The sequence below is a fragment of the Methylobacterium sp. WL19 genome, assembly GCF_008040005.1.
Lineage (GTDB): Bacteria > Pseudomonadota > Alphaproteobacteria > Rhizobiales > Beijerinckiaceae > Methylobacterium > Methylobacterium bullatum.
Window position 1 is genome coordinate 1 of sequence record NZ_VRVC01000118.1, and the last position, 15,726, is coordinate 15,726.

The 15,726-nt window shown below is 67.4% G+C and carries 15 protein-coding genes and 3 pseudogenes; 17 read left to right on the top strand and 1 reads right to left on the bottom strand.

Annotated elements, in window-relative coordinates:
- The 17 genes and pseudogenes from FV220_RS19595 to FV220_RS19675 all read left to right on the top strand — a co-directional run.
- Positions 1-438 (top strand): annotated as a pseudogene (locus FV220_RS19595) (Clp protease ClpP); the annotation flags it as partial.
- Between the two features lie 2 nt (positions 439-440).
- Complete coding sequence (locus FV220_RS19600) at positions 441-821, top strand: head decoration protein (protein ID WP_147832942.1); 381 nt, start codon at positions 441-443, stop codon at positions 819-821.
- 4 nt (positions 822-825) lie between these two features.
- Positions 826-1,878 (top strand): annotated as a pseudogene (locus FV220_RS19605) (major capsid protein).
- An 11-nt stretch (positions 1,879-1,889) separates the two neighbouring features.
- Positions 1,890-2,162 carry a hypothetical protein gene (locus FV220_RS19610; RefSeq protein WP_147832943.1) on the top strand — a complete coding sequence of 91 codons (273 nt, stop codon included), beginning with the start codon at positions 1,890-1,892 and terminating at the stop codon, positions 2,160-2,162.
- Positions 2,162-2,530: a hypothetical protein gene (locus tag FV220_RS19615; protein ID WP_147832944.1), complete on the top strand. Its 369-nt coding sequence runs from the start codon at positions 2,162-2,164 to the stop codon at positions 2,528-2,530. The genes FV220_RS19610 and FV220_RS19615 overlap by 1 nt, the downstream gene beginning before the upstream one ends.
- Complete coding sequence (locus FV220_RS19620; RefSeq protein WP_147832945.1) at positions 2,527-3,192, top strand: DUF6441 family protein; 666 nt, start codon at positions 2,527-2,529, stop codon at positions 3,190-3,192. The genes FV220_RS19615 and FV220_RS19620 overlap by 4 nt, the downstream gene beginning before the upstream one ends.
- Positions 3,193-3,220: 28 nt before the next feature.
- A complete protein-coding gene (locus FV220_RS19625) occupies positions 3,221-3,715 on the top strand; it encodes a hypothetical protein (RefSeq protein WP_147832946.1) in 495 nt (164 codons plus the stop codon).
- 557 nt (positions 3,716-4,272) lie between these two features.
- On the top strand, positions 4,273-4,416 hold the full coding sequence (locus FV220_RS26205) for a hypothetical protein (protein WP_246689495.1): 144 nt from the start codon (positions 4,273-4,275) through the stop codon (positions 4,414-4,416).
- Positions 4,417-4,425: 9 nt separating this feature from the next.
- Positions 4,426-4,860 carry a hypothetical protein gene (locus FV220_RS19635; RefSeq protein WP_147832948.1) on the top strand — a complete coding sequence of 145 codons (435 nt, stop codon included), beginning with the start codon at positions 4,426-4,428 and terminating at the stop codon, positions 4,858-4,860.
- A 15-nt stretch (positions 4,861-4,875) separates the two neighbouring features.
- Positions 4,876-5,823 carry a phage tail tube protein gene (locus FV220_RS19640; protein WP_147832949.1) on the top strand — a complete coding sequence of 316 codons (948 nt, stop codon included), beginning with the start codon at positions 4,876-4,878 and terminating at the stop codon, positions 5,821-5,823.
- A gap of 44 nt (positions 5,824-5,867) precedes the next feature.
- Complete coding sequence (locus tag FV220_RS19645; RefSeq protein WP_147832950.1) at positions 5,868-6,311, top strand: hypothetical protein; 444 nt, start codon at positions 5,868-5,870, stop codon at positions 6,309-6,311.
- 26 nt (positions 6,312-6,337) lie between these two features.
- Complete coding sequence (locus tag FV220_RS19650) at positions 6,338-6,538, top strand: hypothetical protein (RefSeq protein WP_246689496.1); 201 nt, start codon at positions 6,338-6,340, stop codon at positions 6,536-6,538.
- Complete coding sequence (locus FV220_RS19655; RefSeq protein ID WP_147832951.1) at positions 6,528-10,475, top strand: phage tail length tape measure family protein; 3,948 nt, start codon at positions 6,528-6,530, stop codon at positions 10,473-10,475. Before FV220_RS19650 ends, FV220_RS19655 begins: the two co-directional genes overlap by 11 nt.
- A complete protein-coding gene (locus FV220_RS19660) occupies positions 10,472-10,912 on the top strand; it encodes a hypothetical protein (protein ID WP_147832952.1) in 441 nt (146 codons plus the stop codon). The genes FV220_RS19655 and FV220_RS19660 overlap by 4 nt, the downstream gene beginning before the upstream one ends.
- On the top strand, positions 10,900-11,406 hold the full coding sequence (locus FV220_RS19665) for a hypothetical protein (RefSeq protein WP_147832953.1): 507 nt from the start codon (positions 10,900-10,902) through the stop codon (positions 11,404-11,406). Before FV220_RS19660 ends, FV220_RS19665 begins: the two co-directional genes overlap by 13 nt.
- Positions 11,407-11,658: 252 nt before the next feature.
- The gene (locus tag FV220_RS19670) at positions 11,659-12,099 is read left to right on the top strand and encodes an NlpC/P60 family protein (protein WP_147832954.1); all 441 of its coding nucleotides are present in this window, start codon (positions 11,659-11,661) and stop codon (positions 12,097-12,099) included.
- The gene (locus tag FV220_RS19675; RefSeq protein WP_147832955.1) at positions 12,099-15,623 is read left to right on the top strand and encodes a hypothetical protein; all 3,525 of its coding nucleotides are present in this window, start codon (positions 12,099-12,101) and stop codon (positions 15,621-15,623) included. Before FV220_RS19670 ends, FV220_RS19675 begins: the two co-directional genes overlap by 1 nt.
- Here the strand turns inward: FV220_RS19675 and FV220_RS19680 are convergent.
- Positions 15,607-15,726 (bottom strand): annotated as a pseudogene (locus FV220_RS19680) (IS5/IS1182 family transposase); the annotation flags it as partial. The gene FV220_RS19675 and the pseudogene FV220_RS19680 sit on opposite strands and share 17 nt — an antisense overlap.

The window sequence follows — 15,726 nt, forward strand, 5'->3', positions numbered from 1 at the left end:
GCAACCCCCACGCCTCCGGCCCCCACGCCGGCCCCTGCGCCGGCACCCGTGGCCACCGTGACGCGCTCCGATGCTTCGGAGATCGCGAAGCTCTGCGTCGAGGGTGGCGTTCCGGCGATGGCCTCGACCCTCCTCGCCGAGGGTGTCACCGTAGCCCAGGCCAAGGAGCGCATCGGCGCCGCTGGCGAGGTGAAGAACCTCGTGGCGCTCGCTCGGCGCAAGGATCCGACGATCCCCGCCGACCTCGACGTCACGATGCTGGCCGATGGCAAGACCGTCGAGCAGGCGCGCGCCGCGCTCTTCGACAAGCTCGTCGCCGGCGAAGAGCGGACGTCGATCTCCTCCCACGTCCCCGCCGCCATCCCGGCCGGCCCCACCGCATCCGCCAACAGCATGGAGCGTGAGCTCAAGCGTGCTGGCCTGAAGAAGGACGCCTGATCATGGCCCTGCTCGAAACCGCTCAGGTTGGCTCCGACTGGCTCAAGGTCGAAGACGCCAGCTACCGCAGCCGCGATACCGCCATCATCGCCTCCGGCGCTGGGAAGCTGAAGACCGGAACCGTGCTCGCCCTGGTGACCGCCACCGGCAAGTACGTCCCGGCCGCCGCCACTGGATCGGACGGATCGCAGACCGCGAACGCCGTACTCTTCACCGCCGTCGACGCCACCAGCGCCGACCAGAAGGCCGTGATCGTCTCGCGACATGCCGTCGTGAGCCACAACGGCCTGACCTACGGCCCCACCATCAACGATGCGGCGAAGCGCGCAGCGGCCAACGGCCAGCTGAAGGCGGCGGGCATCATCGTGCGCGAAGGAGCGTAAGCCGATGCCCATCCTCGACATCTTCAATCAGGACGCGTTCTCGGCGTCTTCCCTGACCGGCAGCATCTCCATGGTGCCGAACGCCTACGGCCGCATCAATCAGCTCGGCATCTTCACCCCCGAGCCGATCGCGACCACGTCCGTCATCGTCCTCATCGAGAACGGCGTGCTCAACCTGCTGCCGACCCGTCCGCGCGGTGGTCCGGCCTCGCTCGGCACTCGCGGGAAGCAGAAGCCCGTGTCGTTCGTGGTTCCGCACATCCCGCACGAGGACAGCGTTCTCTCTACGGACGTCCAGAACATGCTGGCGCTGTCGACCGATGGGAACATCCAACTCGAAAACGTGCTGGGCTTTCTGAACCGGAAGCTGATCACGATGCGTCGCAAGCACGCGATCACGCTGGAGAACCTGCGCATGGGTGCCGTAAAAGGCATCATCCGCGACTCCGACGGCACCGTGCTCCTCAACCTGTTCACCGCCTTCGGCGTCACCGAACAGGTGGTCGACTTCCTGCTCGGCACCGCCGGCACCGACGTGCTCGGCAAGTGCCAAGACGTCACCGCCTACATGGAGGACAACCTCCTCGGCGAGACGATGACGGGCGTGCATGCACTGTGCTCTCCGGAGTGGTTCCGGAAGTTCACCACGCACGCCAGCGTGAAGGAGGCCTTCAAGTACTACCAGTCGGGGCCGCAGATCCTCCGCGAGGACGTCCGCAAGGGCTTCACCTTTGGCGGCATCACGTTCGAGGAGTACCGCGGCAGCGCGTCCTTCATGCAGGAGGACGGCACCACCAGCGTGCCACAGCGCTTCATCCCGGCCGGCGACGTGCGGTTCATCCCGCTCGGCACCACCGACACCTTCACCAACTTCTGGGCTCCGCCGGATTTCTGGGGAAGCGTCAACCAGGCCCCGAATGGCGCCGACTCCGAGGTGTTCGTGGCCCCGCTCTAGCCGAAGAAGTTCGGCAAGGGCATGGACATCCACACCGAGTCCAACCCGCTCCCGCTCGTGAAGCGCCCCGCGCTGCTCGTGCGCGGCACCACCTCGAACTGACGGAGGGCGTCATGCGACTGCGCGAAAAGGGCAAGAAGGACGTCGTCACCCTGGGCTGGGACGAGGCTCAGGCCGCGCTCCAGGCCGGCACGCACGAGGTCGTCAACGACGACGACACCGGCGGTGCCATCTCCGGCGAGCAGGGCCCCGAGCCGGACGGCAACGATGACGGTCTCGACGGCAAGTCGAAGGCCGATCTCGAAGCTCTCGCCAAGGAGAAGGGCGTCGACATCTCGGCGGCCCGGACCAAGGCCGACATCATCACGGCGCTGCGCGCGGCGTGATGGACGCGTTCGCAATGGGCGTCGATGCCATCTTCGACGACCCGAACCTTGCGATCGACGCGATCTGGCGCGCGGGCGACGGCTCCGATGGGGTCTCCGTCCGCGTGATCAGGAAGACGCCCGAGGCCGTCGTCGGTCTCGCCGGCAACCAGTTCGACCTCGACGCTATGCTGATCGACATCCGGCTCTCCGAGGTCGCTGTGCCGGCGAAGGGGGATGCGATCGACCTCCTCGATGACGATGGCGAACTCACCGAGACGCTGCTCGTCATCGGCATGGGCAAGATCGACACCCGGCGGCTGGTCCGCACCTGCGAGGTGTCGGCCGTTCAGCCAGACGACCCGGACGAGGACCCGGACGAGCCGTGAGATACCGCGCCACCGTCCCCGATATCCGCCAAGCGCTGTCCGGCGCGGAGGTCCAGATCGCCAAGTCGGTCACGACGGCGATGAAGCAGGTCACCGACGGCCTGAAACAGGATCTGCGCGCCGACGTCACGGAGGCGGGCCTCGGCCAGCGCCTCGCCAACACCTGGCGCGGCCAGACCTTCCCGAAGGCCGGTGAGAGCGTCGACGCCGCTGCCTATGTCAGCACGAACGCCCCGAAGCTCATCGACGCCTTCGACCGCGGCGCGACCATCGTCGCCAACGGTCGGAAATACCTCGCCATTCCGACGCCCGATGCCGGTGTCCGCCAGATCTCGAAGCGCCGCACGAAGGGCTCGACCGACAACACCCTGAGCCCGGCATCCTGGGAGCGGGAGACCGGCGTCAAGCTGCGCTTCATCCCGACCCGCACCGGCGGCGTGCTCGTCTCCGACGCCTTCTACCGGCGCCAGGCGCGACGCTACCAGGGCCGCAAGTCCTTCCGCCCCATCAGGGAGACCGGGCCCGACAAGGGGCGCCAGTTCGTCGTCATCTTCATCCTGGTCAAGCAGGTGAAGCTGCGGAAGCGCTTCGACATCGATGCCACTGCTAAGCGCTGGGCCGATCGGATCCCGAGCGCCATCGCTGCCAACTGGCAGGACTGAGACCTGCCGAACCACGGAGGGGAACGCGATGTTGCGACGTGTCGCTCTGTCGATCCTTGCCTTGGCCGTCCTGTTCGGCGGCGCTTCGGCTGAGGCACCGCCGCCGATCGCGCCTGGCGCCCCGGTCAGCGTCACCCTTCAGCCGGTGGCGGTCTACGACAAGGACGGGAGGCTCGCGGGTTCACCCGAATCTCCGATGACCGTCCTGACTACCCCGTTCGTCCGGTCCGGCACGGGCGACCCGATCATTTTCACCGGCATCACGACCACGGCGAAGCAATTCGCCATCACCAAGCCGGCGGACGCCACCTCCTACCGTTTCGTGAACCCGTGCAACGTGGATGTCCGCATCCGCAGGGTCTCCAGCATGTCGGAGAGCGTGACGCTGACCACCGGCACCCGGTTCCTCGCGCGCTCGTCCGAGACACTGGGCACGAGCCAGCCGGCGTTCGTCTCCTTGATCGCGACCGCTGCGCCGACCGGCGAGTGCGCTCCTGAACTCCAATATGGGCGAGGCGGCTGATGCGTGTCCTCTGGATCCTCGCCTACCTGTCCATCGGACTGATCTCTCCGGCCGAGAGCAACCTCCGCGCCGCCAGTCCCATGATGGGCGATGGGGTGCCGCGCACCGGACCAGCTGGCCCCCAGGGCGATCCCGGCGCGGTTGGGCCGCAGGGTAATCCTGGCCCGTCGGGCGTTGCCGGTCCAAAGGGAGATGCAGGAAATGCCGGACAAAAAGGCGACACAGGTACTCCGGGCGCAGCGGGTGCTGCTGGCCCCGCGGGTGCCACCGGGGGAGCAGGCCCGCAGGGTCCGGCTGGAGTCGCAGGCCCGAAAGGCGACGCTGGCGCTGCGGGACAGCCGGGAGCCGCGGGACTAAAGGGCGACACGGGCGCGACCGGCGCCGCCGGTTCTCAGGGTCCGGCAGGGGCCGCTGGCTCCGCCGGCGCCCCGAAGCGCGTCGAGCGCTACACGGCGACGTCCAGCACGAACCTGACCGCCCCCGTCGCCACCTTCACGTGGCCGCCATGCACCTCAGCGCCCGACGTCGACATCATCCCCACATGGTCCGGCAATCAGATGATCGTCGGCGGCGTGACGGCTCAGACCCTGTCCGGCGCCACCGTCGCGGTGAAGCGCTCGAAGGGTACGCTGCTTCTCACGGACGGACCCTTCGAGCCCGCACCGTCGACAGCCGTCACCATCCGCCTCATCTGCAACTAGGCGGGCCACATGCCGAGCAAGCGCGAACAGGTGATCCAGGCCGTCGCAGCGCTGGTGAAGGCCGCTCTGCCGAAGGCGGCCCACTACCGCAACGAGGTCAAGCAACAGACGATTCCGGCCGGCGGCTACGCCAACGTCGATGACGGCGACCCGGGCGAGCCCGACGTGACGCTGAACCCGACCATCTGGATCTACGAGCACGAGATCCCGCTCGAGTTCGCCGCCAACGCGACCGCCACCGTCTCCGCCGAGGTGCGCCTCGACCGCATGCTGCAGGCTGTCGGCGCGGCCGTCGCCGCAGACCGGACGCTCGGCGGCCTCTGCGACTACGTGATGGTCCAGGCGGCCGTCACCGAACCCCTTACCGCTGACGGCGCGCCCGTCTCCCGGTCCGCCCTGGTCGGCCTCATCGCCGTCTACGGCACCACCGATCCCCTGAACTGAACCGAGGAGACGACCATGGCCCGCGCCAGAGGTGCGAACGCGATCATGACCGCCGCGTTCGAGACGACCTACGGAACCCCGCCCACGACCGGCTACCGCAAGCTGCCGTTCGTCTCGTCGAACCTCGGCGAGGAGCAGGGTCTGATCGCGGACGACCTGCTCGGCTACGGCCGCGAGTCTCTGCCGCCGACGCGCGACGTCATCAACAACGACGGCGACGTCGTCGTGCCGATCGACCTGCGCAACTTCGGCAACTGGCTGCGCCTTTACTTCGGCTTGCCGGTCACGACGGCCGCCGGCGCGGTCAACACGCACGTGTTCTCCTCCGGCGCGCGTGACCTGCCCTCGGCGACTATCGAGGTCGGCCTTCCCGAGGTGCCGAGCTACGGCCAGAACTTCGGCGTCCGCGGCAATACCATGCGCGTCCAGATGCAGCGCTCCGGCCTGCTGACGGCGACGCTCGGCCTCATCGCGCAGGGTGAGAACAAGCTCCTCGCTTCCGGCGCCGGCACGCCGCTCGAAGCCTCCGTGGAGCGCTTCTCGCCGTTCCAGGGCAGCATCACCCGCGGCGGCGTCGCACTGGCCTCCGTCGTCTCCGCCGAGTTCGCCTACTCGAACAACCTCGACAAGGTGGAGGTCATCCGGAACGACGGTCGCATCGAGGACTCCGACCCCGGCATGGTCACCATGACCGGATCGATCGTGACCCGGTTCGCGAACACCGTCCTTCTCGACCAGGCCACGTCCGGCGCGCCGGTGGAGCTGACCTTCGGCTGGGTCACGGACGCAGGCCGGTCGCTCGTGTTCAAGGCGCACGCCGTCTACCTGCCGCGGGCGAAGACCCCCGTCACCGGCCCCGCGGGCGTCCAGGCCACCTTCGCGTTCCAGGCGGCCAAGGACATGACGCTCGGCAAGTCCGTCACCGCGACGCTGGTCAACAACGTCACCGCCTACACCGGCTGACGCTGCCTCGCCCCGATTCCTCTCGCGCCTCTGGTCAGTCCCACATGCTGAAGCTGAAACCCGCCGCCACCGACCTCGCGTGGCTCGACCTGCTTCCCGGCGTTCGCGTCCAGGTCAAGCCGATCTCCATTGCCGATATGCTCCTCACTCGCGACGAGGTGATCAAGGTCTATCGGGAGGACGAGACCGAGGACACCTCAGCGCTGGCGGATATCGCGATCACGCGCACGCTCGGCCGTCGCGGGATCAAGGCATGGGAGGGCGTCGGTGATACCGCCGGCGAGCCCGCCCCCGTCACGCCCGAGAACATCGACCTCCTGTTGGAGAACTTCGACGCCTACGACGCTCTCCACCGCCTCTACGTCGTCCCCGCCATGCAGAGGGACCAGGAAAAAAACGTCTCATCGAGCGCGCCCGGTGGCACTTCGGAGGAGGCGCCGCCTATTGCGCCGCCTGCGTCGGAACCTGCGCCGAATGCGAGTACCTGACCCACGCACCTCAGACCGATGAAGGCGTGATCGCCTGGGCGGTCATCGAGCGGTGCGGCGGGCAGGTCCGCGCCGGGTTCGGGGCTCCCTATGCCCTCGATTTCACCGCGATCCTGATGATGGCCGGTGCCATGGGCGCCGACAATCCGCTCCTCGCGGACATCCTGCCATTCGTCGAACCCGTGATCGTCCAAGCGTACAGGGAGGCGGCTGACAATGGCGAATAGCGTAGCAATCCGCCTCGGCGTCGAGGGGCAAGCCGACGTCAAGCGGGCCTTCGACGATGCGGGTCGCGCCGGGCAGGATGCGTTCCGCGGCGTTGCGACCGCGCTGGACGCCGCAGGCGCAGCCAGCGACCGGCAGATCGCCAAGTTCAGGACCCTCGCGCAGGCGGGCCGGGATGCCGCTGCCAAGGAGCAGGCCCAGGCGAACGTCAACTCCATCCTCGGCGTCCGACCGGCTCAGACCGGTGCCGCGCGGGATTCGGCCAGCGTCTTCGAGATGCAGGCCCGTGCCAGCGAGGAGGCCGCGCGTCGCGCCGAGGTGCTCGGCCGCGAGATGGAGACGCTTCGGTCTCGGTTCGATCCGTTGGGTGCGGCGGCCGCCCGCTATCAGCAGGCTCTTGCCGATGTTGCCCGCGCGGAGGACATCGGTGCGATCTCCTCGGAGTCCGCAGCGACAGCCCGTCTAAAGGAGCTCCGCAGCTACGACGACGCCACCTCCAAGATCCTGAACATGGCGGCCGCGCAGAAGGCGGCCGCACAGGTCGCCGTCAACCGGCAGACCGTCGTTCCCGACCGTGGCGCCGACATCGCCGCCTACGGCACGGAGATGGACCGCCTGCGGGCCAAGTATTCGCCTCTGTTCGCCGTCCAGCGCGAGTACGTGGCGCAGCTGACCGAGATCCGGAACGCCGTGAAGGCCGGCGCCCTGACGCAGGTCGAGGGCTCGTCCGCGCTGCAGCGGACCAAGGACACCTTCGCCAAGCAGGTCACGGATCTCCGGGCGAAGAGCGGCGGTGGTCTGACGGGCTCGCAGGCGCAGAGCCTCGGATACCAGGTCAGCGACGTCGTCTCCTCGCTCGGAAGCGGCTCAAGCGTCACACAAGTGGCATTCCAGCAGGTGCCGCAGATCGCGCAGATCTTCTCCGGCCCGGGCGGCGCCAGCATCAAGGGGGCGGTGACCCAGGCAAGCGAGGCCGTGACGGGCTTCGTCTCGCGTATCGGCATCCTCGGCGGTGCGGTCGGAGGCTTCTCCGCCATCGCGCTCCTCGGCGTCGCCGCCTTCTTCTCCTATGAGAGCAGCGCAAAGGCTCTCGACAAGGCGCTTTCGGGCGTCGGCCGCGCATCCGGCGCAACGGCTGCGCAGATCGCGGCGCTCGCGCCCGCCGCTGCGGCAGCCGGGGGCGTCTCGGTGCGGACCGCCCGCGAACTGGCCGGCGAATACGCCGCCACGGGCAAGATCGGCACGGCGATGTACGCCTCCCTCATCGGGACGGCGAAGGATTACGCCGCCTCGACGGGGCAAGACCTCGCTGACGCCAATAAGACCCTGGCGGCTGCGTTTGCCGACCCGGCGAAGGGCGCCGAGACGCTCAATGCGCAGCTCGGCTTTCTCAACAGCACCACGAAGGAGAACATCGAGCGACTCCAGGCTCAGGGTGACCGCCTCGGCGCGCAGCGGGCGCTGTTCGACGCCTATAAGGGCAGCCTGACCAGCGCGACCGAACTGACGTCCGGCTGGGGCCGCATGATGTCGGCCACCGGCACCGTAATCTCTGATATCTGGGACCGGATCGGCCAAGCCATCGACCGAAGCGTCACCGGTGGAACGCTCGAAGACCAGATCGCGACCGCGCAGCGGAACCTGGATCTGGCTCGAACGGCTCAGACCAGCCGAGTGGGCGCATTCCGCAGCGGGATCTCCGGCAAAGGCGTTCCGGATGCTGAGGCCGATCTCAAACGCCTGAACGACCTGCTCGACGAGCGCAACAAGAGGCTGGATCGGGCACAGGTCGCTCAGCGCAATCTCGAGATTGGCGGCCTTATTCAGTCGCTACTGCCTGCGCAGCAGGATCTGCAGCGCGTGGAAGACAAGGTGACCCGTCTTCGGGCCGCCATCATGCAGCCGGTCAAGTTCGGCCTCGACCAGCGGGCGCTTGCGGAAGCCGAGGGCGCGTTCGAGCGCCTCCGCCTTATGGCCCGGAACACGCGTGAGGACGTCGAGAAGTTCGGCGACACCGCGATTGCTGCAGCCAACCGGCAGGCCGAGTTCCGGAACAAGCTCGCGACCGACGACACCAATCCGGTGGATCGGCAAATCGCTGAACTCCGCTCTCAGTTCGAGATCGAGCTCCGCAAGCGAAACATTGACCCGGCGGCGACCCGTGAAAGCATCTCCAAGCCCTTCAACGATCGTCTCAACGATCCCTACCTCGATTCGCGGGAGCTTTCCGCCATCGCTGCGGCACGCGATGTGGCGCTACGCGCGATCACCGAGCGAGAGGGCCTGACCAAGACCCTCAACACCGAGATCGACACGATCAAGAAGGAGACCGAGACCCGCGCCACCCGCGCCCAGAACGTCAACTCGTACATGGATCGGGTGATCGGCGTGGAGAGCGCCGGCAAGACGGATGCGAAGAATCCACGCTCGACCGCGACCGGCCTCGGCCAGTTCCTTGAGGATACCTGGCTCCCGCTGTTCAAGAAGCAGTTCCCCGAGCGCGCCGCCGGCATGTCGGACCGCGAGATCCTTGGACGCCGGACGGATCGCGACGACAGCATCGCGGTGCTGCGCCTCTTCACCGAGCAGAACTCGCGTTTCCTCGAGAAAGAGCAGATCGCCACCACCGACCGCAACCTCTACCTCGCGCACTTCGCAGGCGCACAGGGCGCGGTAGACCTTTTGAAAGCCGATCGTGGCGCGAGCGCGGAATCGATCCTCGGTCGCAAGGCGGCTATTGCCAATCCGACGATCGTCGGGGGCGGGCGCACGGCCGGCGACGTCATCGATTACGCCGGCCGTGTAATCAACAAAGGAGCGCCGTCCGTCCGCGCTGCGGACCGCGAGGTGGCAAGCCTTCGAACGCAGATCACCCTGACGGATCAGACCACCGAGGCGGAGGCGCGTCGGCAGAAGATCCAGGAACTGTTGAACGACGACCTGCAACGCGGCGGGCAACTCGGGCGTACCTTCGCGACCGCACAGGACCTCATCAAGGCATCGGCGTCGCAGGTGACGCCCGAAATGGAGGCCCAGAAAAAGGTCTTCATCGAGACGGCCGACGCCTACGCCAAGGCGCAGGCCGGGTTGGACAACAGCAAGCTCGGACGGGACATCCTTTTCGACCGCTCCCAGATCGAGCGCAGTCCGCAGGAACAGGCCATTGCCTCCCGCCTCCGTGGGACGGGTCTGGGGCTGGATTCGGCCGAGGCGGATGCCCTGCGCCTGAACGACAACCTTCGGCAGACGAAGGAGCTCGCCGGCGGCGTCTTCGGCGGCATGCTGTCCGACCTGCGCCAGGGCGTCAGCACGGCAACCCTGTTGGGCAACGTCACCAACCGGATCGCCGACAAGTTCCTCAGCATGGGCTCCGAGTGGGCTATCTCGAAGCTGTTCGCCGGCAGCGGCAAGGACGGAGCGGGCGGCTTCCTCGCCTCCATCATGGCGATGGTCGGCGGCAAGGCCGGGGGCTACGTGCCCGGCTACGCCACCGGCAAGGTGCCTTTCCTATCCCGTGATGGCGTGGTGAACGGCCCTGGCACGCCGACCTCGGACAGCATGCTCGTTCGGATCTCCGACAAGGAGGCAATCATCCGCGCGGCGTCGGTCCAGCGGTACGGCTCCGAGCTCATCCGCTCCATCAACGAGGGGACCTTCGGGTCCACGTCGAATGAGAACGTTCCACGCCACGCGATGGGACGAACCCCGTTCACGGTGCCGAGCGCGGCAGCGGCGGGCCCGGCCAACTCGAGCGGCCCGCAGCCCGTCGACCTGAGGATCATCAACCAGTTCGAGGACGCCCGGGTCGAGAAGCGCCAGGTCCCCGACGGTCGCGGCGGCCAGCGGGATGAGATCGTCATCCGTGAGGCGTTCGTCCGGGGCGCGAGCACCCGCCAGGGACAGCAGGCCATGAACCAGCCGAGGGTCGCCACTCGATGATTCCAGTCTGGCCCGCATCGCTTCCTCAGCGCGCCCTCGCCGAGGGGTTCAACGAGGGCTTCCGCGAGGGCCGGTTGCAGACCGCGCCCGAGCGGGGCGTCCCGAAGCTGCGCCGCGGCTCGTCGGCCGTCGGCAAGCCGATCCTGCAATCGATCAAGATCGACGCCGAGCAGTTCACCACCCTCGAACGCTTCTGGGAGGTAGATACCGGCGGTGGTGTCCGTCCGTTCTGGTTCCCCGACCAGACCCGCGGCGGCATCCCGATCCTAACGACCGCCGGCGAGCCGATCCTGACGCCCTACGGTGCTGCGCTGCTGAACGCGAAGTGGTGGCTGGTCCAGTTCGGCGGCACCGCTCCCAGCGCCGGGACGCGCTCTCGCGGCATGTCCTACGTCGTCCCTGTCCCGATGACGGTGCTGTACTCATGGGCCGCCTGATCTCGCTGAACGCCCGCCAGGCGATGAACGCCTCGGCGACCGACGACGGGCCGGTGATGCTGATCAAGATCACGCACGCCACCCTGCCGGCGCCGGTCTACCTGTCCAGCGATCCGACGATGATGTTCGCCATGGACCCGCTTCGCTACGGCACGCGCCACCAGGGGCAGGACTACGACTTCGTCATCATGGGCGCGATCATGCCCGACGATGAGAAGGACACGCCGCCGAAGACCACCCTGGCCTTTGAGAACGTGGCGCCCGACATGGCGGCGCCGCTGCGGGTGATCTCGTCGCCGGCCCGGATCGACCTGACGGTGGTCATGGCCCTGTCACCGGACGTCGTCGAGGCCCGCTACACCAACCTGCGCGGCGTGAAGGCGTCCTACGATGCCGACGCCGTGTCGCTCGACATCTCGCGCGAACCCTACACCTCCGAACCCTGGCCGTCCGGCCGGTTCTCGCCGGCCCGGTTCCCGGGGCTGTTCCCTTAAACTGCAGGCGCGATGATCTCTTGGATCAGATCGCCAGAGTAAAACATAATCTCGTTTTCTACGGTCTCTCTAAATCCGATCAGGATGCCATCGTGGTAAACTGCATCATAATAATCCGGCCAGCCGAACCGCATTAATTCAGTTGCCTTGCCATCTTTGTAGCTGACAGAGACAATTCCTGGCTCATCCCATCATTCGGGCTTGGCCCACCAATACTTAGTTTTTTCGCTCATCACATCACCGGGGCGCTGCATGCACTGGAGTGTACCATACATCGGCCTGCCCTGGCAGGTCGGCGGTCTCACGCGCGACGGTATCGCTTGCTGGGGTCTCGCGCGTCTCGTCTATGCCGAGCAACTTGGCATCGAAGTGCCGGATTACGCCGCGTCTGTGTCGTCCCTGAAGGAGCGGGCCGAGGTTGCCTCGGTGTTCGCAGAAGGCACGTCCGCTGCCGGCCCATGGACTGAGGTCTCGGCCGGCGAAGCTTCCGAGTTCGACATCGTCACCTTCCAGCGAGCCGGCATGACCTATCACGCTGGCATCGTCGTGGCGCTCGGCCGGATGCTGCATATCAGCGGCAAGGACGAGGACAGCTGCCTCGTCGACTACACGACCGGCCGGTGGGCTCCGCGCCTTGCCGGGGTCTACCGGCACAAGGCCCGGATCCTCGACACGGTCATGCAGGCCGCCTGATGAACGCGCCGGTCCGCGTTCTCGCACAGCCGCACCTCCTCGACGCGACCCGCGACCGGGTCGAGTTCACGGTCGCGCCTGGCCAGAGCATCGCCCAGATGGTTGCTGAGGCGATGCCGTCGGGGCGGCGGCTGGGCGGCGCGTACTTCCGGGTCACCCTTAACGGCCACCCGATCGCGGACGCCCTCTGGCACGCGGTGAAGCCGAAGCCGGGCACGCAGGTGCTGATCCGCGTCGTTCCTCAGGGCGACATTCTGCGGAACGTGCTCACCATCGCCCTCACCGTCGCGGCCGTGGCTGCCGGCCAATTCTACGGCCCCATGCTGGCGGGCGAGCTGCTGTTCGGCGGGCTCGGCGGCGTCGGCACCGGATCGCTGGGAACGGTGCTGTCCGGTGCCATCACCGCGACGACGCTGCTCGCCGGCACGCTCCTGATCAACGCGCTGATCCCGATCCGCAGCGACAAGAAGGACACGGCCGCCTACGGCATCCAGGGCCTGCGCAACCAGGCGCAGCCCGACGGAGTCGTCCCCGGTATCCTCGGCTTTATCCGTTCGACGCCGCCCTACGGGATGCTGCCCTATACGGAATCGGTCGGCGATGACCGTTTCGTCACCGCGCTCTTCATCCACGGCTACGGCCCGATCGCCCTGCGCAACCACCGCATCGGCGAGACGCCGCTCGAGAAGTACCAGGAGGTCACGGCCGAGCACCGCGAGGGACGGGCCAGCGACGCGGCGCTGACGCTGACCCCTCGTCAGGTGGTCGAGCGCGGCCTGACGATCGAGCTGCTCAGCGGCGGCCCCGGCGCCGGCCCGCAGACCCGCTACACGAAGGCGGACATCTCCTCGTTCTCGATCGACATCGGTTTCCCGGGCGGGCTCGGCGGCGTCGATAAGGATGGCAAGAAGGTCGGCGTCGAGGCCACCTTCACGCTGCGCTACCGCAAGGTCGGCACCGAGACGTGGACCGTCCGGCAGATCTCGGTCTACGCCAAGCTCTCCGGCAAGCCGTTCACACGCACGTTTCCCTATGAGGTGACCGACCGCGGCCTGTACGAGGTCGAGATCACCCGCACCAGCGCCGACTTCGACCGTCCGGACCAGGATCTGTCGAAGAAGGGGATCCAGCGGACCGGCCGCTCGCAATGGTCGGCCCTGCGCTCGTTCCGACCCGAGTACCCGCTGAACTTCGATACTCCCCTGGCGGTGACGGCCATCCGCATCCGCGCGACGGGGCAGCTGAACGGGACGCTCGACGAATACAACTGCGACGCCTTTTGCATCTGCCCGGATTGGGACGCAGGGTCGAAGACCTGGATCGAGCGCGAGACGCAGCGGCCGGCATCGCTGTTTCGGCACGTCCTCACGGGACCGGCCTGCGCCTATCCGCTGACCGTCGACGAGGTCGACGCGCTGGGCGATTGGCACGACTACTGTGTCCTGCATAACCTGACCTACAATCGGATCCACGACTACGAGGCGTCCGTCCTCGACGTGCTTTCCGACATCGCCGCCGCCGGCCGAGCGAGCCCGCACGACAAGGGGGACCGCTGGGGAGTCGTCATCGACCGCGCCCTCGATACGGTCGCTGCGCACATCACCCCGCGCAACTCGTGGGGCTTCAAGGGCGAGCGGGCCTACCTGACCTTTCCGGACGCGTTCCGCGTCAGCTTCCTCGATGAGACCAACAGCTTCACCAAGGCCGACCGGATCGTGCCCTGGCCGGGCTTCGTCGGCCAGCCGAAGGTCATCGAGAAGCTCGAACTGCCCGGCATCACCAACCCGGCCCAGGTCTGGAAGGAGGCCAGGAAGCGCCAGTACGAGATCATGCTCCGGCTCGACACCTTCACGGTCAATCAGGACTTCGAGAGCCTGGTGCCGACCCGGGGCGACCGTGTCGAGCTCTCGCACGACGTTCTCGACCGCGATCAGATCTCCGCCCGCATCATCCTCAAGCCAGAGAGCCTGTCGGCCATCATCGTCGACGAGATGCTGACGATGGAGGCGGGGCAGAGCTATGCGGCGCGCGTCCGCTATGCCGACGGCACCTCGAACGTCTTCCCGGTCCGAACCGTGGCCGGCACCTCGAACGTCCTTATCCTCGACGGGCCCGGCCAGCTGCCGGACATGGACAACCTCGTCATGTTCGGGAAGGCCACCCGGATCTCCCAGGCATGCACCGTAAAGGGCATCCAGCCGCAGAAGGATTTCACCGCGGCGCTTACCCTGATCCCGCACGCGCCGGAGATCGAGACGCTGGTTGCCAACGACGTGCCGCCGGCCTGGAGCGGCCGCGCCGGCGCCGTAGTGGATCAGCCGGTCAGCATCCCCGTCGCGCCGATCATCGTCAGCGTCGATTCCGGCACGTCCGCTTCCAGCCTCGCGACGACCGAAAACCCCTATCCGGTGGTGGTCAACCTTCGCCCGAACCCGTCCGGCACGACGCCGCTCGCGACCTTCCAGGTGCTCAGCCGCAAAGTCGGCACCACCACGTGGCTCACCAGTTCGGCCCTGGCCGGCGCAGGCAGCGTTCTCCTCGCCGGGTACGCGAAGGGCGACGTGATCGAGTATCAGGCCCGCGGCGTCTCCACGCGCGGCACAGCCGGCGATTTGACGGGCCTCGCCACCCACACCGTCGGCGCCACCGACGCGCCGTCCCCGACCGGCCTCGTCGCCGCGATCGAGCGCGCTGCGGTAAACGGCGGGACCACCATCGCCTTCCTGCGGCTGACCTGCTCGGCCCCGGCGCGGGACGACCTGTCCCTTATCGGGCGCTACCGCCCGGTCGGCTCGACCACCTGGATCGCGATCTTGCTCAACACGTCCAGCCGGACGTCCATCGCGTCGGGCACGCTGGCGGACAGCACGGACTACGAGGTCCAGGGCGCACTCTCGACTGATGCCGGTAGCGACATCAGCCCCTTCATCGCGGCCTCCGGCTCGCCGATCCGCGCAACTGCGGACGCAACGACGCCGAACGCGCCGAGTTACACCTCGGCAACGCTCAGCGGGACCACCGTCAGCCACGCGATCAAGCAGTCCGGCGGCAACGCTCGCACCGTTCAGCTCTTCCGTGCCAACGGCTTCGGAAAGGCGTTCGCCGACTCTGCGCTCAGCACCAGCAAGCCGGTCGATCCGAACCAGACCGACACCCTCACGGACACGATCGATGTCGGCTTCTACCAATGGTGGGTGACGACGCAGAACGGCTCGGGCGTGTCGAGCGCTGCAGCAGGCCCGATGAGCATCCTGAAGATGCTTCAGACCGGCTACACGTCCGTTGCCCCCTATGACCTTACGAACGCGGCTTGGGTAAAAACGCGCCTCGGCACGCCGACGGCCTCGGGCAACGGCCCAGACGGAAACGCCGCCTACTTCCTGCCGGAGACGACGGCGAACAACGGGCATTTCGTCCAGCAGATCATCTCGATTACCTCCGGCCAGCGTATTCGCGCTGCCTGGGGCGTGAAGGCAAACGGACGGACCCGCGGTCGACTTAGAGCGCCTAACAGAACCGTTTGATCTGGTTGAGGGTGATGAGGCTGGCCGCGAGGCTCGTGAAGGCCTCGTAGATGTCGCTGCGTCGCTCGTAGCGGACGGGCAATCGACGGAATCGGTTGAACCA

Excerpts from the sequence above, each read along its gene's own strand:
- FV220_RS19600 (WP_147832942.1), top strand. The coding sequence starts at position 441 with ATGGCCCTGCTCGAAACCGCTCAGGTTGGCTCCGACTGGCTCAAGGTC.
- FV220_RS19610 (WP_147832943.1), top strand. The coding sequence starts at position 1,890 with ATGCGACTGCGCGAAAAGGGCAAGAAGGACGTCGTCACCCTGGGCTGG.
- FV220_RS19615 (WP_147832944.1), top strand. The coding sequence starts at position 2,162 with ATGGACGCGTTCGCAATGGGCGTCGATGCCATCTTCGACGACCCGAAC.
- FV220_RS19625 (WP_147832946.1), top strand. The coding sequence starts at position 3,221 with ATGTTGCGACGTGTCGCTCTGTCGATCCTTGCCTTGGCCGTCCTGTTC.
- FV220_RS26205 (WP_246689495.1), top strand. The coding sequence starts at position 4,273 with ATGATCGTCGGCGGCGTGACGGCTCAGACCCTGTCCGGCGCCACCGTC.
- FV220_RS19635 (WP_147832948.1), top strand. The coding sequence starts at position 4,426 with ATGCCGAGCAAGCGCGAACAGGTGATCCAGGCCGTCGCAGCGCTGGTG.
- FV220_RS19640 (WP_147832949.1), top strand. The coding sequence starts at position 4,876 with ATGGCCCGCGCCAGAGGTGCGAACGCGATCATGACCGCCGCGTTCGAG.
- FV220_RS19645 (WP_147832950.1), top strand. The coding sequence starts at position 5,868 with ATGCTGAAGCTGAAACCCGCCGCCACCGACCTCGCGTGGCTCGACCTG.
- FV220_RS19655 (WP_147832951.1), top strand. The coding sequence starts at position 6,528 with ATGGCGAATAGCGTAGCAATCCGCCTCGGCGTCGAGGGGCAAGCCGAC.
- FV220_RS19660 (WP_147832952.1), top strand. The coding sequence starts at position 10,472 with ATGATTCCAGTCTGGCCCGCATCGCTTCCTCAGCGCGCCCTCGCCGAG.
- FV220_RS19665 (WP_147832953.1), top strand. The coding sequence starts at position 10,900 with ATGGGCCGCCTGATCTCGCTGAACGCCCGCCAGGCGATGAACGCCTCG.
- FV220_RS19670 (WP_147832954.1), top strand. The coding sequence starts at position 11,659 with ATGCACTGGAGTGTACCATACATCGGCCTGCCCTGGCAGGTCGGCGGT.
- FV220_RS19675 (WP_147832955.1), top strand. The coding sequence starts at position 12,099 with ATGAACGCGCCGGTCCGCGTTCTCGCACAGCCGCACCTCCTCGACGCG.